This window comes from Acidovorax sp. A79, from assembly GCF_041154505.1.
Lineage (GTDB): Bacteria > Pseudomonadota > Gammaproteobacteria > Burkholderiales > Burkholderiaceae_C > Acidovorax.
Genome location: NZ_AP028672.1, coordinates 2,618,106 through 2,641,053, shown reverse-complemented (window position 1 = coordinate 2,641,053; position 22,948 = coordinate 2,618,106). Strand labels below are relative to the sequence as shown.

Genomic DNA, 22,948 nt, shown 5'->3' with positions numbered 1-22,948 from the left:
TTCATTCTCAAGGGTAACGCTTACTTGGAAACAACGCGCACCATTTCCAGGCACTTGTTCGAGTAGCCCCATTCGTTGTCGTACCAGCTCACGACCTTCACGAAGGTGCCGTCCAGCGCGATGCCGGCGTCGGCGTCGAAGATGGACGTGCGGGTGTCGCCACGGAAGTCGGTGGCCACCACCTTGTCCTCGGTGTAGCCCAGCACGCCCTTGAGCGCGCCTTCGGACTGGGCCTTCATCTCGGCCTTGATTTCCTCATAGGTGGCAGCCTTGTCCAGCTCCACCGTCAGGTCGACCACCGACACGTCGCTGGTGGGCACGCGGAAGGACATGCCGGTCAGCTTCTTGTTCAGCGCCGGGATCACCACGCCCACGGCCTTGGCGGCGCCGGTGCTCGAGGGGATGATGTTTTCCAGGATGCCGCGGCCGCCGCGCCAGTCCTTGTTGGACGGGCCGTCCACGGTCTTTTGCGTGGCGGTGGCGGCGTGCACCGTGGTCATCAGGCCGCGCTTGATGCCCCACTTGTCGTTGAGCACCTTGGCCACGGGGGCCAGGCAGTTGGTGGTGCACGAGGCGTTGGACACGATGGCTTGGCCGGCGTAGGTGTCGTGGTTCACGCCGAACACGAACATGGGCGTGTCGTCCTTGGACGGGGCCGACAGGATGACCTTCCTGGCGCCCGCATCGATGTGCTTTTGCGCGGTGACCTTGTCCAGGAACAGGCCGGTGGATTCGATCACCACGTCGGCGCCGACTTCGTTCCACTTGAGGTTGGCGGGGTCGCGCTCTTGCGTCAGGCGGATCTTCTTGCCATTGACGACCAGGGTGTTGCCGTCCACCGAGACTTCGCCCTTGAAGCGACCGTGCACCGAGTCGTACTGCAGCATGTACGCGAGGTACTCCGGCTCCAGCAGGTCGTTGATGCCCACGACTTCGATGTCGCTGAAGTTCTGGATGGCCGAGCGCAGCACGTTGCGGCCGATGCGGCCAAAGCCGTTGATACCAATCTTGATCGTCATAGGGTGTCTCTCCAAGGTTGCAAAGTCGAAATCAGGAATCTGCCGGGGCGCGCCCGCTGCAGCAGTGGGCACGCAGCGGGCGGGGAGGCGTCTCAGCGGGCCTTGGCCTTCTTGGCGGGCTTGAGCCGTGCGGCGCCGATGGCGACCAGCACCGCGTCGGCCACGTTCTCTTCGGTGAAGCCGAAGTGCTTGAACAGCACGGGCGCCGGGGCCGATTCGCCGTAGGTGTCGATGCCCACCACGGCGGCGCAGCCGTACTTCCACCAGCCGTCGGTCACGCCCATCTCCACGGCCACGCGGGGCACGCCGGCGGGCAGCACGCTGCCCTTGTACTTGGCGTCTTCGCGGTCGAACGTGGTCGTGCTGGGCATGGAGACCACGCGCACGGCGATCTTCTTGTCGGCCAGCAGGCGCTGGGCCTTGAGCGCCAGCTGCACTTCGGAGCCGGTGGCGATGATCACGGCCACGGCCTTCTTCTTGATGCCGACATCCGCGGGTTCGGAGAGCACGTAGGCGCCGCGCGAGATGTCGCCCAGGTCACGCTTGGGCGCGTAGGGCAGGTTCTGGCGCGACAGCAGCAGCGCGGTGGGCTTGTCCTTGTTGGACAGGGCCACGCTCCAGGCCACGGCGGTTTCGGCCGTGTCACCGGGGCGCCACACATCCAGGTTGGGGATCAAACGCAGGCTGGCGGCGTGCTCGATGGACTGGTGGGTGGGGCCGTCTTCGCCCAGGCCGATGGAGTCGTGCGTGAACACGTGGATCACGCGCTGCTTCATCAGCGCGGCCATGCGGATGGCGTTGCGGCTGTAGTCGCTGAACGTGAGGAAGGTGCCGCCGTACGGGATGAAGCCGCCGTGCAGCGCGATGCCGTTCATGATCGCGGCCATGCCGAACTCGCGCACGCCGTAGTTGATGTGGCGCCCGCCGATCTTCTGGCCGTTTTCCAGCGTGGTCTGCACCACGTGGCCCTGCATGTCAAAACGCAGATTGGGGGTGCTCTTGGTGTTGGTGAGGTTGGAGCCCGTCAGGTCGGCGCTACCGCCCAGCAGTTCGGGCAGCGCGGCGGTGAAGGCTTCCAGCGCCAGCTGGCTGGCCTTGCGGCTGGCCACGGTCTCGCCCTTGGTGTGGGCCGCCACCACGGCGTCCACGGCCACTTGCGCGAAGTTGGCGGGCAGGTTGCCCTCCATGCGGCGCGTGAGTTCGGCGGCCAGCTCGGGGAAGGCGGCGCTGTAGGCGGCAAAGCGCTCGTTCCACGCGGCCTCTGCAGCCTGGCCGTTGGCCTTGGCATCCCAGCCGGCGTACACGTCGTCCGGGACCACGAAGGGCTCGCTGGTCCAGCCCAGGGCTTCGCGCGTGAGCTTGATTTCTTCCGCGCCCAGCGGCTCGCCGTGGGCCTTGGCGGTGTTGGCGCGGTTCGGGCTGCCCTTGCCGATGTGCGTCTTGCACACGATGAGGGTGGGGCGCTCGGTCTGCTTCTTGGCTTCCACGATGGCGGCGGCCACCTTGTCGGCGTCGTGGCCGTCGATGGGGCCGATCACGTTCCAGCCGCTGGCCACGAAGCGCAGGGGGGTGTTGTCGGCGAACCAGGGGGCGACCTGGCCGTCGATGCTGATGCCGTTGTCGTCATACAGCGCGATCAGCTTGTTGAGCTTCCAGGCGCCAGCCAGCGACACGGCCTCGTGGCTGATGCCTTCCATCAGGCAGCCGTCGCCCAGGAACACGTAGGTGTTGTGGTCCACCACCGCGTGGCCTTCGCGGTTGAACTCGGAAGCCAGCAGCTTTTCGGCCAGCGCGAAGCCCACGGCATTGGTGATGCCCTGGCCCAGCGGGCCGGTGGTGGTTTCCACGCCAGCGGTGTAGCCCACTTCGGGGTGTCCTGGCGTCTTGCTGTGCAGCTGGCGGAAGTTCTTGAGTTCGCCAATGGGCAGGTCGTAGCCGGTGAGGTGCAGCAGCGCGTACAGCAGCATCGAGCCGTGGCCGTTGGAGAGCACGAAGCGGTCGCGGTCGAACCACTGGGGATTCGTGGGGTTGTGCTTGAGGTGGCGGCTCCACAGCGCCACGGCCATGTCGGCCATGCCCATCGGGGCGCCGGGGTGGCCGGAGTTGGCTTGTTGAACGGCGTCCATGGCCAATGCGCGGATCGCATTTGCCATCTGTTGGGATTGCTGGGTGTTGGCCATGGGGGAGGGTTCAGGGTGGGAGGTTCAGGGGAAACCCGGCATTTTACCGGGGCGGCGCCCCCGCCCCTCCACCGGCGGCCTGGAGCCCGGAGCGCGGTCCCCCGCGCTGGCGGCTTTTGCCCCGGCGGAAGCCGCACGGCCCGCGCGCAGCCCGCGGCACATCTGCGCTCAGTGATCGGCCGTTCCGAGTCTCGGAGGCGGGCGCATTGCGCGGCCGTCGCACCGCGGTCTGCCGGACCTTCAATTTTGAATCAAACAGATCACCAGCGCTTGTCTATAAAGCGCTGACAGCTATCAAATCAGGAGCTTTCTTGGGCTCAGTCGGGCGCCAGCAGGCCCAGCCGCCGGGCCATGCGCACGGCCTGCACGCGGTTGCTGACCTCCAGGCTGCGGAAGATGGCACCCGTGTGCGCCTTCACGGTCGCCTCGCTCATGCCGAGCTGGCGCGCGATCACCTTGTTGGCATGCCCGTTCGCCAGGCCGTGCAACACCTCGACCTGCCGGGGGGTCAGGGCGGCGCAGGCGGACGCCCGGGCCGCCGTGCCCAGGAGCATGGGCGGCAGGTAGATGCCGCCGGCCAGCACCAGATGCAGGGCGTTGAGCATCACGGCGGCGCGTTCGCGCTTGGAGATGAACCCCATGGCGCCCGCGTCCAGCACGTCGCGGACCACGGCGGGGTCTTCGCGGGCGGAGAGCACCACCACCGGCACGCCGGGCGCCAGCGCCAGCAGGCGTTCCAGGCCGCCGCCACCCGGCGCGCTGGCGTCGCGGCCCGGCATGTCCAGGTCCACCAGGGCGAGGGCGGCATCGGGATGCTCCACCACCAGCAACGCCGCGCTGGCGTAGTCGTTCGCCTCCAGCACCTGGGCCTGAGGGTCCAGTGCCGACAGCAGGTGCTGCAGTCCTTCGCGGAACAGCGTGTGGTCGTCGGCAAGGATGATCTTCATGGTGGCGACACTATGGGGGGTGTCGGTGCCCGCGAAACGGCGGCCCACGATCGCGCGCAGGCGTGATCCGGTAATAGTTGGCACAAGCGGCTTCGGGTGGCCGGGCCGGGGTTGCGGGGCAGGGGCTGTCATGGGCCGCGCAGGCTACCCGAGCGCCCGGCGCATCGCCCTACCCCGGCGGGATAGTCCGTGGCGCCGCGCGCGCGACCACCGCCTGGGCGCTGGACCGCCGGGACCGGCCGGGGTGGCGCCAGCCCGGCCGCGATGCGGGCCCGAAAGCCCGGCGTCGCCCGCCCCCGTGATGCACTACAGTGCGGGCCATGCAAGGACTGCACCTCACCGCCGATCTCCATGGCTGCCGCTGCGCCCCCGTGTGGCTGCTCGATGCCGCCGCCCTGGGCCAGGCCTGCGGCGACGCCGTGCGCGCCGCCGGGCTGCAGCCCGTGGGCCAGCTGTTCCACGGATTTCCCGCCACCGCCCACGGACCTGGCGGGGTGACCGCCACCGTGCTGCTGGCCGAGTCGCACCTGTGCGTGCACACCTGGCCCGAACAGCAGGCCGTCACGCTCGACGTCTATGTGTGCAACTTCGGTGCGGACCATTCGGGCAAGGCACGCGCGCTCCTGGAGGCGCTCGTGGCCCTGTTCGCGCCCACGGCCGTGCAGCGCCACGCGCTGCAGCGGGGCGCCCTGCAGGAGGCCGTGGCGTGAGCGCGGGTGCCGCGGCGCCGGCCGCCGCCACCGGGGGGCAGGTCCCCGCCATGCTGCTGGCCGCAGGCCGTGGCGAGCGCATGCGCCCGCTGACCGACACCATCCCCAAACCCCTGCTGCAGGTGCAGGGCCAGCCGCTGCTGCAGTGGCACCTGGCGGCGCTGCAGGAAGCGGGTGTGGAGCAGGTGGTGATCAACACCGCATGGCTGGGTGGGCAGATCAGCCACCACTTTTCCGATGTTTTTGGCCTCCAGCGCCGGGTGGACAAGCGCAAGCAGCTATCCATTTCATACTCGCACGAAGGCGTGGACTTTGGAGGCGCACTGGAAACCGCCGGCGGCATCGCCCGCGCCTTGCCCCGGTTGGGCCCCGTGTTCTGGCTGGCGGCGGGCGATGTGTTTGCGCCCGACTTCGTGTTCGGCAGCGCCGCCGTGTCGGCCTTCGAGGCCAGCGGCCACCTGGCCCACCTGTGGCTGGTGCCCAATCCGGCGCACAACCTGCGCGGCGACTTCGGGCTGTCGGCGGACGGGTTGGCACTGAACCTGCCCGCCGACGACCCCGCGCCGCGCTACACCTACAGCACCATCGCCCTGCTGCGCGCCGGGCTGTTCGCGGCGCCCTGGTGCGACATTCCGGCCGGCAACCCGGACGGCATCAAAGCCCCGCTGGCGCCGCTGCTTCGCCGCGCGATGGACAATGGCCGGGTCAGCGCACAGCTCTACACCGGACGCTGGACCGATGTGGGGACCCCCGAGCGCCTGGCTGAACTCAATTCTCTCTCTGCTGCCCGTCCATGAACACCACCGTGCCTGCCTCCATCTACGCCCAACGCCGCGCGCGGCTTGCTGCCCAGCTGGGCGCGGGGGGCATCGCCATCATTCCCACGGCGCCGGAGCGCCCGCGCAACCGGGACACCGACTTCCTGTTCCGCCACGACAGCTACTTCTACTACCTGACCGGCTTCATCGAGCCGGGGGCATGCCTTGTGGTCGCGCAGGACGGGTGCAGCACCCTGTTCTGCCAGCCCAAGGACCTGGAGCGCGAGATCTGGGACGGCTACCGGCTGGGCCCCGCTGCGGCGCCCGGGGCGCTGGGCGTGCAAGCCGCCCATTCCATCGCCGAGCTGGACGCCAAGCTGCCCCGCCTGCTGGAGAACCGCCACCGCGTGTGGTACCCGTTTGCCATCCACAGCGGCCTGGCAGCGCGGGTGGAAGGGTGGCTGAACGCGGTGCGCGCGCGCGTGCGCTACGGCGCGCTGTGCCCGGCGGAGCAGAACGATGTGTGCACGCTGCTCGACGAGATGCGGCTCATCAAGGACGCGCACGAGCAGGACATCATGCGCCGCGCCAGCGACATCAGCGCCAGGGCGCACATCCGCGCCATGCAGCGCTCGGCCCGCATGCTGCGCGCCGGCCAGGACGTGCGCGAGTACCACCTGGATGCCGAGCTGCTGCACGCGTTTCGCGACGAGGGCTCGCAGTACCCGGCGTACAGCTCCATCGTGGCGGCCGGGGCCAACGCCTGCGTGCTGCACTACCGCGCGGACGCCGCCCCGGTGCGCGACGGCGAGCTGGTGCTCATCGACGCCGGCTGCGAGCTTGACGGCTACGCCAGCGACATCACCCGCACCTTCCCGGCCAACGGCCGCTTCACCGGGCCGCAGCGCGCGCTGTACGACCTGGTGCTGGCCAGCCAGGACGCGGCGGTGGCGGCCACCAAGGCCGGCGCGCGCTTCAACGACCCGCACGACGCCACCGTGGCCGTGCTGGCGCAGGGCATGCTGGACCTGGGCCTGCTCGACAGGAACAAGGTGGGCACCGCGCAGGACGTGATCGACACGCGCGCCTACTTCCAGTTCTACATGCACCGCACGGGCCACTGGCTGGGCATGGACGTGCATGACTGCGGCAGCTACGTGGAACCCGATGAGGTCGGGGCGGTGAGCGAGCGCAAGGACCCGCTGTCGGGCGAGACCATCACCAACCGCCCCAGCCGCGTGCTGCGCCCGGGCATGGTGCTCACCATCGAGCCCGGCATCTACGTGCGGCCGGCCGACGGGGTGCCCGAGCAGTTCCACCACATCGGCATCCGCATCGAGGACGACGCCATCGTCACCGAGACGGGCTGCGAGCTGATCACGCGCGGCGTGCCGGTGAAGGCCGACGAGATCGAAGCGCTGATGCGCGGCTGAGGCCGAGGGATGGCCAGGGTCCATGATGGCTTCTGATACCGCCGTGCCCGCGCACCTTGCCACGCGCTCCCCCCGCGCGCAGAAGTGGCGCCTGGGTGCCGCGCTGTGGCTGCTGGGCCTGCCGGGCGTCGTGGCCGTGGTGTGGGCGCTGGTCCCGCCCCTGGCCGCCCACCAGGCCTTGCTGCCGCTGCCGCTGTGGGCCATGGTGCTGCTCAGCGGCCTGCAGACCGCGGTCCTGCTGGCCCTGTGCGTGGCACTGGGTGTGGCGCTGGCGCCCCGCGTGGGGCTGGCGGCGCCTGCCGTGTCGGCCTGGCTGCAGGGCCAGCCGGTGGCCGGGCCCTTCCGGCGCCAGTGGGCGCCGGGGCTTGTGGGCGGGCTCGCGGGCGCACTGTGGCTGTGGGGCCTCTCGCTGGTGGCGCCGCAGGCGCTCAGGCCCTCCGACCCGGCCGGTGCCGCATCCCTGGGGGTCAAGCTGCTCTATGGCGGGATTTCCGAGGAACTGCTGGTGCGCTGGGGCGTGATGAGCCTGCTGCTGTGGTTGGGCTGGCGCTTCGTGCAGCGCGGCCAGGGCACGCCGGGCCGTGGCATCGTGGCGGCCGCCGTGGTGGCCAGCGCCCTGCTATTTGCGCTGGGGCATCTGCCTGCCGCGCAGGCCATGGCCGGGGTGCTCACCCCCTCCGTGGTGGCGTTCGTGCTGGTGGGCAACACCGCCTTCGGGCTGGTGGCGGGATGGCTCTATGCCCGGCATGGGCTGGAGGCCGCCATCCTGGCCCATGTGCTGGCGCACGCCCTGTCGCATCCCTTCGTCTGACCGCTGCGTGCGGCCGTGCGGGGGCGCGCGTCAGCGAAGCTCGGCGCACACTTCCCGGACCAGCCCGCGCAGCCACTGGTGCGCGGGATCGGCTTGCAGCCGGGGGTGCCACAGCAGCGACACCGTGATCTGCGGCACCGGGACGGGCAGTGCAAAGCTGGACATGCCGGCGCGCAGGTTGCCGGTGTGGTGTTCGGGAACCGTGGCAACCAGGTCGGAGCCGCGCGCCAGCGCCAGCGCGGTGGAAAAGCCGCCCACCACGGTGGCGATCTGCCGCGCCAGGCCCAGGGGCGCGAGGGCATCGTCCACGGGCCCCCGGTCCCGCCCCTTCCGCGACACGAGCACATGCCTGCCGGCCGCATAGCGGGCCGGCGTGATCTCGCCCGCGCACAGCGGGTGCCCCGCGCGCACGACCCCCACGAAGCGGTCGCGGAACAGGGCCTGCGCCCGCACCTCGGGGCCCATGGCGTCGCCCACCACGCCGGTCTCCAGGTCGACGGTTCCATCGCGCAGCGGGGCGCTGTGCCTGTCGGTCTTCTGCACGAAGCGCAGCCGCACCCCGGGGGCGGCCTCGCCCACGCGGGCGAGGAGGCCGGGGCCAAAGTTCTCCGCAAAGCCGTCGCTGCAGCGCAGCGTGAAAGACCGGGCCCATTGGGCGGGGTCGGACGCCGATGCGGGGCGCAGGACGGCCTCGGTGTCCTGCACGAGCTGGCTGACCTTGTCGCGCAGCTCCAGTGCGCGTGGCGTCGGCACCAGTCCGCGCCCGGCCCTGACGAGCAGCGGGTCGCCGGTGGTGTCGCGCAGCCGGGCGAGCGCCCGGCTCATCGCGGAAGGACTCAGGTGCAGGCGCTCGGCGGCCCGCGCCACGTTGCCTTCCGCAAGCAGCACATCCAGGGTGACCAGCAGGTTGAGATCAGGCCGCGGCATGGCGGGACCATAGCACGCCGGTCCGTGGCATGGCGTCTGGTGCATGTATGGAATGCAAATGCTGCGTCTTCCGCCGGGCCACGTGCCTAGCTACGCTGGAGTGGCTGGTTTTCCAGGGGCGCCGACCGGGCACCCGCGAACCATCGCCTCCCGAGGAGACCCTCCGCCATGACACCCCCCACCCGCACCGCTATTCCCCCGCAAGCGACTTTTTCCCTGCCGCCCCAGCCTGCCGCGGGCGGGCCGCAGGCCACCGGCCCCTCGGACAGCCGGTGGGCGCTGGCGAGCCTTGCGCTGTCCATGCTGCTGTCCTCGCTGGGCACCAGCATCGTCAACGTCGGCTTGCCCACGCTGGCGCAGGCGCTGGACGTGCCCTTTCAGGAAGTGCAATGGGTGGTGCTGGCCTACCTGCTGGCCATCACCACGGCCGTGGTCGGCGTGGGCCGGCTGGGCGACGTGGTGGGCCGCCGGCGGTTGCTGCTGGCGGGGCTGGCCCTGTTCACGGGGGCCTCGGCCCTGTGCGCCGCGGCCCCCACGCTGGGGCTCCTGGTCGCCGCCCGGGCGCTGCAGGGGCTGGGCGCGGCCGCGATGATGGCGCTCACGATGGCCTTCGTGGGCGAGACCGTCTCCAAGGACCGGGCGGGCAGCGCCATGGGCCTGCTGGGCACCATGTCCGCCGTGGGCACGGCCCTGGGGCCGACGCTGGGCGGTGTGCTGATCGCCCAGGCCGGCTGGCCGATGATCTTTCTCATCAACCTGCCGCTGGGCGCCCTGGGCCTGCTGCTGGTGCGCCGCCACCTGCCGGCGGACCGCCAGGCCGCAGGGGAGAGGCCCGGGTTCGACCCCCTGGGCACGGTGCTGCTGGCCCTCGCGCTGGCGGCCTACGCGCTGGCCATGACGATGGGGCGGGGCGGCTGGGGCCTGCTGAACGGGGCGCTGCTGTGCCTTGCGGTGCTGGGGGCATGCCTGTTCGTGTGGGCCCAGGCGCGCGTGGCCGCGCCCCTGGTCCGGCTGTCGGTGTTGCGCCTCCCCGGCTTGGGCGCGGGCCTGGCCACCACCACCCTCGTGACCACGGTGGTGATGGCGACGCTGGTGGTGGGGCCGTTCTATCTGTCGGGGGCGCTGGGGCTCGGTGCCGCGCAGGTCGGGCTCGCCATGTCGTGTGGCCCGCTGGTGTCCGCGCTGGTGGGCCTTCCCGCGGGCAGGGCCGTGGACAGGCTGGGCGCGCATTCCATGGGGCTGGCCGGGCTCGCCGCCATGCTGGCCGGGTGCGCCGGCCTGGCGCTGGCGCCGCTCGCATGGGGCGTGCCGGGCTATGTCGTCCCGCTGGCGGTCTTGACGGCGGGCTATGCCCTGTTCCAGGCGGCCAACAACACCGCGGTCATGGCCCACGCAGAACCGGGCGCGCGGGGTGTCGTGGCGGGGTTGCTCAACCTGTCGCGCAACCTGGGGCTCATCACGGGAGCTTCCGCCATGGGGGCCGTGTTCGCGATGGGCGCGGCGCTGGCGCATGCCGTGGGGGCTTCAGGGATGCCCATGGTGGCGGGCATGCGGGCCACGTTCACGGCCGCCGCGCTGCTGATGGTGGGGGCCATGGCCCTCATGCTGGGCAGCCGTGCGCGCAGGCGCCAAGGATGCCCTCCGGGCATCGGCTGAGGGCGGCTGGTAATCGGCATGTAACCGCTTCGTGTGAGAATTGAAATTCGATTACATACCCACAGAAAGAGACAAGCCCATGCCTACCCGCCGCGCCACCAAGATTGTTGCCACCCTGGGCCCCGCATCGAGCGACCCGGCACTGCTGGAGGCCATGATCCGCGCGGGGGTGAACGTGGTGCGGCTGAACTTCAGCCACGGCAAGGCGCAGGACCACATCGACCGCGCCGCGACGGTGCGCGCCGCGGCCCAGCGCGCGGGCCGCGAAGTGGCCATCATGGCCGACCTGCAGGGCCCCAAGATCCGCGTGGGCAAGTTCGCCGAGGGCAAGGTGCAGCTGGAATCGGGCGCCAAGTTCGTGCTCGACGCCTCGCGCACGGAGCTGGGCGACATCGACGGCGTGGGGCTGGACTACAAGGAACTGCCGCGCGACGTGAAGGCGGGCGACCTGCTGCTGCTCAATGACGGGCTGATCGTGCTCACCGTGGATGCGGTGCGCGGCGAAGAGGTGCACACCACCGTCAAGGTGGGCGGCGAGCTGTCCAACAACAAGGGCATCAACAAGAAGGGCGGGGGCCTCACGGCACCGGCCCTCACCGCCAAGGACATGGAAGACATCCGCACGGCCATGAGCTTCCAGGCCGACTATGTGGCGGTGAGCTTTCCCAAGAACGCGACCGACATGGAAATGGCGCGCCAGCTGTGCAACGTGGCCGCGTCCGAGTACCGCCACAAGCCGGGCCTGATCGCCAAGATCGAACGCGCCGAGGCCATCCCGCACCTGGAAGCCATCCTGCGCGTGAGCGACGGCATCATGGTGGCGCGCGGCGACCTGGCCGTGGAAGTGGGCAACGCGGCCGTGCCCGCCTTGCAAAAGAAGATGATCCGCATGGCGCGCGAACAGGACAAGGTCGTGATCACCGCCACGCAGATGATGGAAAGCATGATCACCAACCCCGTGCCCACGCGCGCCGAGGTGAGCGACGTGGCCAACGCCGTGCTGGACGGCACCGACGCCGTGATGCTGAGCGCCGAGACAGCCGCCGGCCGCTACCCGCTCGAGACGGTGGAAGAAATGGCCACCATCTGCGCGGCGGCCGAGGCGGCCGAAGACCACCAGCTCGACGCCGACTTCACCGGCCAGACCTTCGGCCGGATCGACCAGTCCATCGCCATGGGCGCGCTGTTCACGGCCCACCACCTGGGCGCCAAGGCCATCGTGGCCATGACCGACAGCGGCGCGACGGCACTGTGGATGAGCCGGCACAGCATCGACATCCCGATCTATGCGCTCACGCCCAAGGTCGCCACGCAGCGCAAGATGGCCATGTACCGCAACGTGCGCCCCTTGCTCATGGACACCAGCGCAGACCGCGACACGGCGCTGGAGCAGGCCGAGCGCCACCTCAAGAGCCGCAACATCGTGCAAAAGGGCGATGTCTACGCCATCACCTGCGGCGAGCCCATGGGCGCCCCCGGCGGCACCAACATGCTGAAGATCTGCGTGGCGAGTTGAGCGCGGCCGCCGGAGCGGCGACGCCGCCTCACCCCGCACCCGGCTTCACTGGGACGGGGCGCCGTGCCCTGGCAGGCCCTGCTCCCCGGCATCGGCCGGGCGGGGCCGCGCCAGTTTCTGAAACCCCAGGTCGCACAGCCAGCCCGACACCCAGCACAGCCAGCCTGTCCAGAGCGTGTGGCTCATGAAGTGCGCGCCGCGCACCTGCTGGGCGCCGCCCAGGACCAGGCCCGCCGCCACGGCCGCGGCCAGCCACCAGCGCGCCGCCGCGGGTTCCTTGCGGCGCAGCGCGAAGTAGCCGCCGATGAAGGCGAACCCGGCCGAGGCATGGCCCGCCGGAAAGCAGCGCCCGCCGCCGCCGTCGGCCACGCCCAGCGCCCAGTGGGACGCATAGCGCGCCACGCCGCCGAACTCCGCGAGGTCCCAGGGGCAGCTCGTGTCGCTCAGGTTCTTGGCGATGCTCACCACCGCGAGCGCCAGCAGCGCGCTCAGGGCCATCTGCAGGCGCTCGCCGGTATCGATGCGCCGCAGCACCCCGCGCGGCGGCCACCACACGCCCACCACGAGCAGCAGCACCAGCAGCCACGCCAGGCGGCGTGCGCCTTCATGGAGCACGTGCACGAAGAACCACTGCTCCCGCAGGGGGAATCCCGTGGCCGAGCCAAATGCACGGGCGAGCGGAATGTCTTGCCCCCCCGCGTCCCAGGCCACCACGGCGGCCAGCAGGCCGAGTGTCCACAGGAGCAGGAATCGATGGCGGGCCGGGAAGGGATGGGGATGGGAAGGCGAAGATGGCATGCCCGGACCATAGAAGGCCGCACTTAACACCGCCTTAATGGCGGGCAGCGGCTGGTCCGGGGGCGCCGGGCCCGGCGACAATCGCCGCATGCGAATACTCGTTGTCGAAGACGATGCCGGCATCGCCAGCGGGCTGCGTGCCAACCTGCACCAGCGCGGCTACGCGGTGGACGTGTGCGATGGCGTGGCCAGTGCGTGGAGCGCGCTGCGCGCCGAGCGCTTTGATGCCGTGCTGCTGGACCTGGGGCTGGCCGACGGAGACGGCGGCGAATTGCTCCGGCGGCTGCGGCTGAGCCCGGCCCCGGGCGCTGCCGCCGCGGCTCCGGGGCTGCCCGATCCGTCCACCCCCGTGCTCATCGTCACCGCCCGTGACCAGGTGCACCAGCGCATCGCGGGGCTGGACCAGGGCGCCGACGACTACCTGGCCAAGCCCTTCGATATCGATGAGCTGGACGCGCGCCTGCGGGCCCTGCTCCGCCGGGCCGCCGGCCGGGCGTCCCCCACCATCCGCTACGCAGACATCGAAATGGACCCCGCTGCGCGGACCGTCCACCAGGGCGGCAAGGCGGTGGAGATGTCGCCGCGGGAGTTTTCGGTGCTGCTGGTGCTGCTGGAAGCGCGGGGGCGCGTGCTCTCGCGCCAGCAGATCGAGGAGCGCCTGTACAGCTGGGACGCGGCCATCGAGAGCAACGCGGTGGAGGTCCACATCCACCACCTGCGCCGCAAGCTGGGCAGCGCGTGCATCCAGACCATGCGCGGCGTGGGCTATTTCATGCCCCAGGAGCCCGCAGAATGAGTGATTCTCCTGCGGCCTCTGCGGCCCGTGTTCGCCGGCCGTCCCTGACGCGCCAGCTGCTGCTGTGGTGCCTTGGAGCGCTGGCGCTGGTGTGGGGCAGCTTCGTGTTCATCGGCTACCAGACGGGGGTGCACGAGGCGGACGAACTGACCGACGGGCACCTGGCCAGCGTGGCCGCCCTGCTGCTGAACCTGCGTGCGACCGAGGCCGCCGAGGGGCCGCAGGTCACCCAGCGCGCCCCCACGCCCTGGCTCAAGTCGCACGACTACCAGCAGTCCCTCAGCGTCGTGCAGTGGGACGCGCAGGGCCGCATGCTCCATCACAGCGGCACCGCGCCGGCGCCGGCCTTTGGCGAGGTCGAGGGATTCGCCAACATGGCGCTCGGGCCGGACGGGACGGTGTGGCGCAGCTTCTCGCAATGGGACGCCGCGCGGATGCGCAAGATCATGGTGCTGCTGGAGCTGCGCGAGCGCGATGAACTCGCGCAGGACATCGCCGAGCAGATGATCGAGCCCGGCCTCTGGCTGCTTCCCGTGGTGTCGCTCGCGCTGGGCCTGGCCCTGTGGCGGGGTTTGCGGCCGCTGTATGCCCTGTCGGCCGACGTGGCCGCCCTCGACCCCGCCAGCGCGCCGCGCCTGGCCTCGCGCCATGCGTGGAGCGAATTCGAGTCGGTGGTCGCCTCCATCAACACCTTGCTGGACCGCCAGCAGGCGGCGCTGGTGCGCGAGCGGCGGCTGGCCAACGAAGTCGCCCACGAGCTGCGCACGCCGCTGTCCTCCATCGCGCTGCAGGCCAGCGCCCTGGCCGGAGACCTGGAGGCCGGTGCCAGGGCGCAGGCCATCGCGCGCATCGGCCAGGATGCCCTGCGGGCCGGCCATGTGCTCAACCAGCTGCTGGCCCTGGCCCGCGCGAGCCGGGCTGAGCTGCACGAGGCCAAGGCGCCGGTGGACCTGTGCGCCGTGGCCCGCCAGGTCTGCGCCGACTACGCGCAGGCGGCGTGGCAGCGGGGCGACGACATGGCGCTGTCGGCCCCGCCGGAGCTCTGGGTGTCCGGGCATGTGCTGCTGCTGGACATCGCCGCGCGCAATCTGGTGGAAAACGCGCTCAAGCACACGCCGCAAGGCACGCACATCGCGGTGCAGGTGGGGGCGTCTGACGGGGCGGGTGCATGGCTGCAGGTGTGCGACGACGGCGCCCGGCGCCCTGGCGATGCTCCCGCCTCCGGGGGAGCGAGGGGCACCTCCGACAGCCTGCACCTGGGCCACGAGATCCTGCGGCGGGTGGCGGACATCCACGGCGGCCAGTTCGGCGCGGCACCGGCCCCCGCGCCCTTTACCACCTGTTTCCGGTTGGATTTGCCCCTGCCGCCGTCCGCGCCCCCCGGTTAAAATCACGGGTTACCAAGCGGTTACCACCGCACTGCCAGGCTGACAGCGCCTTCCTCCAACCTTCAACGGACCCTACGACCATGCCCCTCGTTTCGATGCGCGAACTGCTCGACCATGCCGCCGCCCACAGCTACGGCATCCCTGCCTTCAACGTCAACAACCTGGAACAGGTCCAGGCCGTGATGGCCGCCGCCGACGAAGTGGGCGCGCCGGTCATCCTGCAGGCCAGCGCTGGCGCGCGCAAGTACGCGGGCGAGCCTTTCATCAAGCACCTGATCCAGGCCGCCGTCGAGGCCTTCCCGCACATCCCCCTGGTGATGCACCAGGACCACGGCACCTCGCCCAAGGTGTGCGCCGGCGCCATCGACCTGGGCTTTGGCTCGGTCATGATGGACGGATCCCTGATGGAAGACGGCAAGACGCCGGCATCGTTCGAGTACAACGTCGACGTGACGCGCAAGGTCGTGGAGATGGCCCACAAGGTGGGTGTCACGGTCGAAGGCGAGCTGGGCTGCCTGGGCAACCTGGAAACCGGCGAGGCTGGCGAGGAAGACGGCATCGGCGCCGAAGGCAAGCTGGACCACAGCCAGATGCTGACCGACCCCGAGGAAGCCGCCGTGTTCGTCAAGGCCACCCAGCTCGACGCGCTGGCCATCGCCATCGGCACCAGCCATGGCGCGTACAAGTTCAGCCGCAAGCCCACCGGCGACATCCTGGCCATCAGCCGGGTCAAGGAAATCCACAAGCGCATTCCCAACACCCACCTGGTGATGCATGGCTCCTCGTCGGTGCCCGCCGAACTGCTGGCCATCATCAACCAGTACGGCGGCAAGATGAAGGAAACCTACGGGGTGCCGGTCGAGGAGATCCAGGAAGCCATCAAGTTCGGCGTGCGCAAGATCAACATCGACACCGACATCCGCCTGGCCATGACCGGCGCGGTGCGCAAGTTCCTGGCCGAGAACCCCGACAAGTTCGATGCCCGCGAATGGCTCAAGCCCGCCCGCGAGGCCGCCAAGCAGGTGTGCAAGCAGCGTTACCTGGAGTTCGGCTGCGAAGGCCAGGGCAGCAAGATCAAGGGCCTGAGCCTGCAGGCCGTGGCGGCCCAGTACGCCGCGGGTACTCTGGCGCAAGTGGTGAACTGATCGTTGGCACGAGGCCCTGCGGGGCCGCTGCCCAGCCTGGTTGCGTTGTGCTGCCAGGCTTTTTTTTGCCTGTCTGCATGCAGAGACTGGGGAGTTCCCTCTACAGCAGATAAAGGTGACAGCGACAAGATCTTCTTCATGTAAGCTCGCGGTCAGCTTGCCCACCGGCAGCGCCGCAAGAAGTGTCCGATACCAGGGCGCGTTCAACACATTTCTCACCAGCTACACCGAGCTGGTTGTTGCATGGCAGAAGCCGTCGATGGACGGACTCGGGTGCCGTGGGATGATTGAAGGCGAATTCGTATGAACCTTTCTCTATGACTCTGACAATTTCAAAGTTCCGGCGGCTGTTGCCTGTGTTGGCTGTGACGGTGTTCACGGTGGCGTGCGCGCCCCTGACCGTTCCCCCCAAGTCCGAATATCCCGTCGGCCGGGCCCGTCTGGTGTTGCCGCCGGGGGCGTGGCAAGACCTGGGCACTTCCGAAGAAGCCATGTCCGGTCCCGCAGGCCGTACCCAGCTCCAGACCCGTGCGGTGGGGCTGCGGGGTGCGCAAGGTGAATGGCTGGCCGCGCTGCGGGTGCAGACAAACCGCACGGGCGACCTGCGTGGGTCTCCGCAAGGGGTGGGGTACTGCCCGCCGCAACAGGACGTCGTGGTCAAGGATCCCGCGGACGGCAGCCCCGTGCGCGCCGATTGCCTGCGCTTCAAGCTTTGGGCCAGCAGCCCCAGGTGGCTCGAAAAGAACCGGCCCGACCTGGTCCAGTGGATGGCCAGCCGCCAGATCGCGCTGAGCACTCCCTACGCGCATGTGGGCTACCGCTACGTCACCGAAGCGGGTGTCTGGGTGGCGGTGGATGCCCTGGTGGACCAGCGGCTGCTCAGCGTCCGGCCGCGCAGCAACGAAGAATTCCTGACCGCGGGCCTGCCCCTCCAGCAGTGGGCCCATGACCTGGCCCAGGCCGTGCGCCTGAGCGCCGGCATGATGGATGGCCACCTGGCCATTCCGCCGTTCCCGTTTCCCGCGCCCCCTTCCAGACGCTAGCGCGCCAGCCCTCCCCTGCCTGGCGGCCTTGCATAACGATTACGAAACTCGAGGAGACCTCTGATGCAGACAAGCCCAGTCCCGCAGCCGCAGCGCATTGGCGTGCCAAGGGAAACTTTCCCTGGCGAAAAGCGCGTGGCCACCGTGCCCGATGTGGTGGAGAAGCTGATCAAGCTGGGCTTCGCGGTTGCCGTGGAGTCGGGGGCAGGGGAGGCCGCCAACTTCAGCGACGACGCCTACCGTGCCGCCGGGGCCCAGGTCGTGGGCGACGCTGCCGCGCTGTGGGCTGCATCGGACATCGTCTTCAAGGTGCGCCCGCCCAGCAGCGAGGAAGTGGCGCTGATGCGTGAGGGCACGACGCTCATCGACTTCATCTGGCCCGCCCAGAACCCCGAGCTCATGCAGCAGCTGGCGGCACGCAAGGCCACGGTGCTGGCCATCGACTGCCTGCCGCGCACGCTCTCGCGCGCCCAGAAGATGGATGCGCTGACCTCCACCGCAGGCGTCAGTGGCTACCGCGCTGTCATCGAGGCGGCCAACGCCTTTGGCCGTTTCTTCAATGGCCAGATCACGGCGGCAGGCAAGGTGCCGCCGGCCAAGGTGTTCATCGCGGGCGCTGGCGTGGCGGGTCTTGCGGCCATTGGCACGGCGGCCAACTTGGGCGCCATCGTGCGCGCCAACGACACACGTGCCGAGGTGGCGGACCAGGTCAAGTCGCTGGGCGGTGAGTTCGTCAAGGTGGACTACGAGGAAGAAGGCTCGGGCGGCGGCGGTTACGCCAAGGTCATGAGCGAGGGCTTCCAGGCTGCGCAGCGCAAGATGTACGCCGACCAGGCCAAGGATGCGGACATCATCATCACCACCGCGCTGATCCCCGGCAAGCCCGCGCCCAAGCTCATCACGGCCGAGATGGTGCAGAGCATGAAGCCCGGCAGCGTGATCGTGGACATGGCCGCCGAGCAGGGCGGCAACTGCGAACTGACCGTGCCCGGCCAGGCAGTGGTGCGCCATGGCGTGACCATCGTCGGCTACACCGACCTGGCCTCGCGCCTGGCCAAGCAGTCGTCCACGCTGTACGCCACCAACCTGCTGCGCCTGACGGAAGAGCTGTGCAAGGCCAAGGACGGCGTGGCCGTGGTCAACATGGAGGACGACGCGATCCGCGGCCTCACCGTGGTCAAGGATGGGGCGATCACCTGGCCTGCGCCACCGCTCAAACAGGCCCCTGTGCCGGCACCCAAGGCCGCAGCGGCTCCTGTGGCCGCCAAGAAATCCAGCCATGGCCCGGGCGCACCGATGTCCGCCAAGACGCTGACCATCGTTTTTGCCGTGCTGGCCGTGCTGTTCTGGGCCATCGGCGCCTATGCGCCCGTGGCCTTCCTGGGGCACTTCACGGTGTTCGTGCTGGCCTGCTTCATCGGCTACATGGTGGTGTGGAATGTCACGCCCGCGCTGCACACGCCACTGATGAGCGTGACCAACGCCATCTCCAGCATCATCGCCATCGGCGCGCTGGTGCAGATCGCGCCGCCCGATGCGGGTGTCAACGGGCGCCCGGATGGGCTCATCCTGTGGCTGGCGTTTGCCGCGCTGGTGCTCACGGCCGTCAACATGTTCGGCGGCTTTGCGGTGACGCGCCGCATGCTGGCCATGTTCCGCAAGTAACTCCATCACAACAAGAACACGAGGAGCACAGAACATGTCCCCAAGTCTCGCCACCGTCGCCTACCTGGGCGCGGCCATTTTGTTCATCCTGAGCCTGGGCGGGCTCTCCAACCCCGAAACCTCGCGCCGGGGCAACCTGTTCGGCATGGTCGGCATGGCGCTGGCCGTGCTGGCCACGGTGTTCGGCCCGCGCGTCAGCCCCGCAGGGGTGGCCTGGATCGTCGGCGCTCTGGTCATTGGCGGCGGCATCGGCCTGTATGCCGCCAAGGTCGTCAAGATGACCCAGATGCCCGAGCTGGTCGCGCTCATGCACAGCCTGGTGGGCCTGGCGGCCTGCCTGGTGGGGTTTGCGAGTTACGTCGATACCTCGATCCAGCTGCAGGGCGCGGAGAAGATCATTCATGAAGTGGAGATCTATGTCGGCATCCTGATCGGCGCGGTCACGTTCAGCGGATCGCTGATCGCCTTTGGCAAGCTCAACGGCAAGATCGGTGGCAAGCCGCTGCTGCTGCCCGGCCGCCACTGGATGAATCTGGCCGCGCTGCTGGTCGTGATCTGGTTTGGCCGTGAGTTCCTGCGCGCCGAGACCATTGAACAAGGCATGGTGCCGCTGATGGTGATGACGGCGATCGCGCTGCTGTTCGGCATCCACATGGTGATGGCCATCGGTGGCGCGGACATGCCGGTGGTGGTGTCCATGCTCAACAGCTACTCGGGCTGGGCAGCGGCGGCCACGGGCTTCATGCTGTCCAACGACCTGCTCATCGTCACGGGCGCGCTGGTGGGCTCGTCGGGTGCCATCCTGAGTTACATCATGTGCAACGCGATGAACCGCAACTTCATCAGCGTGATCGCGGGCGGCTTCGGCTCGGGCGCTGGCACACCGGCCAAGAAGGGCGAGGCAACCGAGCCGCAAGGCGAGGCCGTGCCCGTCAGCTCCGCCGAGACGGCCGAGCTGCTGCGCGATGCCAAGAGCGTCATCATCGTGCCCGGCTACGGCATGGCCGTGGCCCAGGCCCAGCACACGGTGTACGAGATCACCAAGACCCTGCGCGAAAAAGGCGTGGATGTGCGCTTTGCCATCCACCCCGTGGCGGGCCGCATGCCCGGCCACATGAACGTGCTGCTGGCCGAGGCCAAGGTGCCCTACGACATCGTGATGGAGATGGACGAGATCAACGAGGACTTTCCCAATGCCGACGTGGCCATGGTCATCGGCGCCAACGACATCGTGAACCCGAGCGCGCTGGACGACCCGTCCAGCCCCATCGCCGGCATGCCGGTGCTGGAAGTGTGGAAGGCCAAGACCTCGATCGTGATGAAACGCTCCATGGCCTCGGGCTATGCGGGCGTGGACAACCCCCTGTTCTACAAGGACAACAACCGCATGCTGTTTGGCGACGCCAAGAAAATGCTCGACGAAGTTCTTTCCGCGCTCAAGGGGTGACGGGCATAATTCCACCGCGAAAAAAGCACGACCGTGCTGAAAAAATCAGCACGGTCTCACGGCCTCAATAAAACTTATCAGGAGACAAAAAATGACGAATCGCCCCTGGCTGGCTGCCTATCCGCAAGGCGTCCCCGCAGACATCGACACCGCGCAATACCCGTCGCTGGTGGCCCTCATGGACGAGGCGTTCACCAAGTACGCGGGCCGCGTGGCCTACAGCTTCATGGGCAAGGAAGTGACCTATGCCCAGACCGACTCCCTGAGCAGTGCGTTCGCGGCCTACCTGCAGGGCCTGGGCCTGGTCAAGGGCGACCGCGTGGCCATCATGATGCCCAACGTGCCGCAGTACCCCGTCACGGTCGCGGCCATCCTGCGCGCGGGCTTCGTGGTGGTCAACGTGAACCCGCTGTACACCCCGCGCGAGCTGGAGCACCAGCTCAAGGATTCGGGCGCCAAGGCCATCGTCATCATCGAGAACTTCGCCACCACGCTGCAAAGCTGCATTGCCAACACGCCCGTCAAGCATGTGGTGCTGTGCGCCATGGGCGACCAGCTGGGCCTGCTCAAGGGCGCGCTCGTCAACTACGTGGTGCGCAACGTCAAGAAGATGGTGCCCGCCTACAACCTGCCGGGCGCCGTGCGCTTCAATGACGCCGTGGCCCAGGGCACGCGCGGCACCCTCAAGAAGCCCGACATCCGGCCCGACGACATCGCGCTGCTGCAATACACCGGCGGCACCACCGGCGTGAGCAAGGGCGCGGTGCTGCTGCACCGCAATGTGATCGCCAACGTGCTGCAGTCCGAGGCATGGAACGACCCGGTGATGAAGAAGGTGCCCGCGGGCGAGCAGCAGACCAGCATCTGCGCGCTGCCGCTGTACCACATCTTCGCGTTCACCGTGAACATGATGCTGAGCATGCGCACGGGCGGCAAGACCATCCTGATCCCCAATCCGCGCGACCTGCCTGCCGTGCTCAAGGAGCTGTCCAAGCACACCTTCCACAGCTTCCCGGCCGTGAACACGCTGTTCAACGGCCTGGCCAACCATCCCGACTTCAACACCGTCAACTGGAAGAACCTCAAGGTCTCGGTGGGCGGCGGCATGGCCGTGCAGGGCGCCGTGGCCAAGCTGTGGCTGGAGAAGACCGGCTGCCCCATCTGCGAGGGCTACGGCCTGTCGGAGACCAGCCCCTCGGTCAGCTGCAACCCCGTGACCGCCAAGGAGTTCACCGGCACCATTGGCGTGCCGCTCCCCGGCACCCTGATGAAGCTGCTCGACGACGACGGCCGCGAGGTGACCACCCTCGGCCAGCCCGGCGAAATCGCGATCAAGGGCCCGCAGGTGATGGCCGGCTACTGGCAGCGCCCCGATGAAACCGCCAAGGTCATGACCGACGACGGCTTCTTCAAGTCCGGCGACATCGGCGTCATGGACGAGCGCGGCTTCTTCAAGATCGTGGACCGCAAGAAGGACATGGTGCTCGTCAGCGGCTTCAACGTCTACCCCAACGAGGTCGAAGAAGTCGTGGCCAACTGCCCCGGCGTGCTCGAATGCGCCGTGGTGGGCGTGCCCGACGAGAAGACCGGCGAGGCCGTCAAGCTTGTGATCGTCAAGAAGGACCCCGCGCTCACCGAAGCGCAGGTCAAGGAGTTCTGCCGCGCTGAACTCACGGGCTACAAGCAGCCCAAGGTCATCGAGTTCCGCACCGAGCTGCCCAAGACGCCCGTGGGCAAGATCCTGCGCCGCGAGCTGCGCGACAAGAAATGACCATCCCCCTGAGCCGCTTCGCGGCTTCCCCCTTCTCTCGGCTCGCGCCGGGAAGGGGGACGACGCCAGCGGCCTGGCGAAGCCAGTTCCACGGCGTCCGCTGGTATGGGACGTGTCGGTTTCGTAGGCCATGACCACCGCCATCCTCAGCGCCTTGCCCGAAGAGCAAAGCTCGCTGGTCCCGCACCTGTCGCACCCCCAGCGCCTGGTGCATGCCGGCCGTTTCTTCTGGCGCGGCGACCTGTGCGGCCGGCCGGTGGTGCTGGCGCTCTCGGGCATCGGCAAGGTGGCGGCGGCCACCACGGCCACGGCGCTCATCGAGCGCTTCGGCGTGGCGCGCATCGTCTTCACCGGCGTGGCGGGCGGTGTGGGCGATGGCGTGAACGTGGGCGACGTGGTGGTGGCGCAGGACTACCTCCAGCACGACATGGATGCCTCGCCCCTGTTCCCTCGCTGGGAGATCCCGGGTTACACGCGCAGCCGCCTGGCATGCGACACTGTATTGTCTGCTCTGCTTCTGGAAGCGGCCAGCGCTTGTGTATCAAGCACCAGCGGCCAATTTCGCTTGAAAACTGACGCAACAGATGCGTTGGAAGGTGTCTTGCACCGCGCACACCACGGCCTGGTGGCCAGCGGGGACCGCTTTGTTTCCGCAGCCGATGAAGCCCACCGTCTGCGCACCACGTTGCGCGACGCCGGCCACGACGTGCTGGCCGTGGAAATGGAAGGCGCCGCCGTCGCCCAGGTGTGCCACGACTACGGCATCCCCTTCGCCGCCGTGCGCACCATCTCCGACCGTGCCGACGACACCGCCCACGCGGACTTCCCCCTCTTCGTCACGACCGTGGCCAGCCGCTACGCCGAACACATGGTGCTGGCGTTTTTGCAAAAACTATAAAATTGATAGCTACTCACGCTTATTGGATAAGCGCTAGGGG

General features: G+C 68.9%; 19 protein-coding genes. 14 read left to right on the top strand and 5 right to left on the bottom strand.

Translation table 11 applies throughout. The annotated features are described in order from the left end of the window. Window positions 1–20: 20 nt before the first annotated feature. The 3 genes from gap to ACAM51_RS12065 form a co-directional block, all read right to left on the bottom strand. On the bottom strand, window positions 21–1,019 hold the full coding sequence (gene gap, locus ACAM51_RS12075) for a type I glyceraldehyde-3-phosphate dehydrogenase (RefSeq protein ID WP_218297892.1): 999 nt from the start codon (window positions 1,017–1,019) through the stop codon (window positions 21–23). A gap of 92 nt (window positions 1,020–1,111) precedes the next feature. Then, the gene (gene tkt / locus ACAM51_RS12070; protein ID WP_369643647.1) at window positions 1,112–3,199 is read right to left on the bottom strand and encodes a transketolase; all 2,088 of its coding nucleotides are present in this window, start codon (window positions 3,197–3,199) and stop codon (window positions 1,112–1,114) included. Window positions 3,200–3,516: 317 nt separating this feature from the next. Continuing rightward, complete coding sequence (locus ACAM51_RS12065) at window positions 3,517–4,146, bottom strand: LuxR C-terminal-related transcriptional regulator (RefSeq protein ID WP_369643646.1); 630 nt, start codon at window positions 4,144–4,146, stop codon at window positions 3,517–3,519. A gap of 320 nt (window positions 4,147–4,466) precedes the next feature. Here ACAM51_RS12065 and ACAM51_RS12060 point away from each other — a divergent pair, with 320 nt between their 5' ends. Genes ACAM51_RS12060 through ACAM51_RS12045 form a run of 4 tightly spaced genes read left to right on the top strand, consistent with a single transcriptional unit; the run spans window position 4,467 to window position 7,858 of the window. Continuing rightward, window positions 4,467–4,856 (top strand): S-adenosylmethionine decarboxylase family protein, encoded by a 390-nt coding sequence (locus ACAM51_RS12060; protein WP_218297889.1) that lies wholly within the window; start codon window positions 4,467–4,469, stop codon window positions 4,854–4,856. Window positions 4,857–4,906: 50 nt separating this feature from the next. Then, window positions 4,907–5,653 (top strand): nucleotidyltransferase family protein, encoded by a 747-nt coding sequence (locus tag ACAM51_RS12055; protein ID WP_218341806.1) that lies wholly within the window; start codon window positions 4,907–4,909, stop codon window positions 5,651–5,653. Continuing rightward, window positions 5,650–7,047, top strand: coding sequence for an aminopeptidase P N-terminal domain-containing protein (locus tag ACAM51_RS12050; RefSeq protein WP_218297888.1), 1,398 nt, complete (start codon window positions 5,650–5,652; stop codon window positions 7,045–7,047). The genes ACAM51_RS12055 and ACAM51_RS12050 overlap by 4 nt, the downstream gene beginning before the upstream one ends. Window positions 7,048–7,069: 22 nt before the next feature. After that, on the top strand, window positions 7,070–7,858 hold the full coding sequence (locus ACAM51_RS12045; protein ID WP_255594946.1) for a CPBP family glutamic-type intramembrane protease: 789 nt from the start codon (window positions 7,070–7,072) through the stop codon (window positions 7,856–7,858). Between the two features lie 30 nt (window positions 7,859–7,888). On the opposite strand, the gene ACAM51_RS12040 is transcribed toward ACAM51_RS12045, so the two are convergent. Next, complete coding sequence (locus ACAM51_RS12040) at window positions 7,889–8,785, bottom strand: LysR family transcriptional regulator (protein WP_218297887.1); 897 nt, start codon at window positions 8,783–8,785, stop codon at window positions 7,889–7,891. A 168-nt stretch (window positions 8,786–8,953) separates the two neighbouring features. Here ACAM51_RS12040 and ACAM51_RS12035 point away from each other — a divergent pair, with 168 nt between their 5' ends. Beyond that, the gene (locus tag ACAM51_RS12035; RefSeq protein WP_369643645.1) at window positions 8,954–10,441 is read left to right on the top strand and encodes an MFS transporter; all 1,488 of its coding nucleotides are present in this window, start codon (window positions 8,954–8,956) and stop codon (window positions 10,439–10,441) included. Window positions 10,442–10,520: 79 nt separating this feature from the next. Continuing rightward, complete coding sequence (pyk, locus tag ACAM51_RS12030; RefSeq protein WP_218297886.1) at window positions 10,521–11,957, top strand: pyruvate kinase; 1,437 nt, start codon at window positions 10,521–10,523, stop codon at window positions 11,955–11,957. Between the two features lie 45 nt (window positions 11,958–12,002). Here pyk and ACAM51_RS12025 read toward each other — a convergent pair whose 3' ends face one another. Continuing rightward, window positions 12,003–12,755, bottom strand: a complete 753-nt coding sequence (locus ACAM51_RS12025; protein ID WP_369643644.1) for a phosphatase PAP2 family protein — start codon at window positions 12,753–12,755, stop codon at window positions 12,003–12,005. A gap of 88 nt (window positions 12,756–12,843) precedes the next feature. On the opposite strand from ACAM51_RS12025, the gene ACAM51_RS12020 reads away from it, so the two are divergent. The 8 genes from ACAM51_RS12020 (at window position 12,844) to ACAM51_RS11985 (ending at window position 22,908) form a co-directional block, all read left to right on the top strand. After that, complete coding sequence (locus tag ACAM51_RS12020; RefSeq protein ID WP_218297884.1) at window positions 12,844–13,551, top strand: response regulator transcription factor; 708 nt, start codon at window positions 12,844–12,846, stop codon at window positions 13,549–13,551. Next, on the top strand, window positions 13,548–14,939 hold the full coding sequence (locus ACAM51_RS12015) for a histidine kinase dimerization/phospho-acceptor domain-containing protein (RefSeq protein ID WP_369643643.1): 1,392 nt from the start codon (window positions 13,548–13,550) through the stop codon (window positions 14,937–14,939). The genes ACAM51_RS12020 and ACAM51_RS12015 overlap by 4 nt, the downstream gene beginning before the upstream one ends. Before the next feature lie 80 nt (window positions 14,940–15,019). After that, the gene (fba, locus tag ACAM51_RS12010) at window positions 15,020–16,084 is read left to right on the top strand and encodes a class II fructose-bisphosphate aldolase (protein ID WP_218341778.1); all 1,065 of its coding nucleotides are present in this window, start codon (window positions 15,020–15,022) and stop codon (window positions 16,082–16,084) included. Window positions 16,085–16,575: 491 nt separating this feature from the next. Next, window positions 16,576–17,127: a hypothetical protein gene (locus tag ACAM51_RS12005; protein ID WP_369643642.1), complete on the top strand. Its 552-nt coding sequence runs from the start codon at window positions 16,576–16,578 to the stop codon at window positions 17,125–17,127. A 63-nt stretch (window positions 17,128–17,190) separates the two neighbouring features. Beyond that, window positions 17,191–18,792, top strand: a complete 1,602-nt coding sequence (locus ACAM51_RS12000; RefSeq protein WP_369643641.1) for a Re/Si-specific NAD(P)(+) transhydrogenase subunit alpha — start codon at window positions 17,191–17,193, stop codon at window positions 18,790–18,792. Between the two features lie 34 nt (window positions 18,793–18,826). Continuing rightward, complete coding sequence (gene pntB / locus ACAM51_RS11995; protein ID WP_369643640.1) at window positions 18,827–20,239, top strand: Re/Si-specific NAD(P)(+) transhydrogenase subunit beta; 1,413 nt, start codon at window positions 18,827–18,829, stop codon at window positions 20,237–20,239. A gap of 91 nt (window positions 20,240–20,330) precedes the next feature. Next, window positions 20,331–22,010, top strand: a complete 1,680-nt coding sequence (locus tag ACAM51_RS11990; protein WP_218297878.1) for a long-chain-fatty-acid--CoA ligase — start codon at window positions 20,331–20,333, stop codon at window positions 22,008–22,010. A 130-nt stretch (window positions 22,011–22,140) separates the two neighbouring features. Beyond that, window positions 22,141–22,908 (top strand): 5'-methylthioadenosine/adenosylhomocysteine nucleosidase, encoded by a 768-nt coding sequence (locus tag ACAM51_RS11985; RefSeq protein WP_369643639.1) that lies wholly within the window; start codon window positions 22,141–22,143, stop codon window positions 22,906–22,908. Window positions 22,909–22,948: the final 40 nt, after the last annotated feature.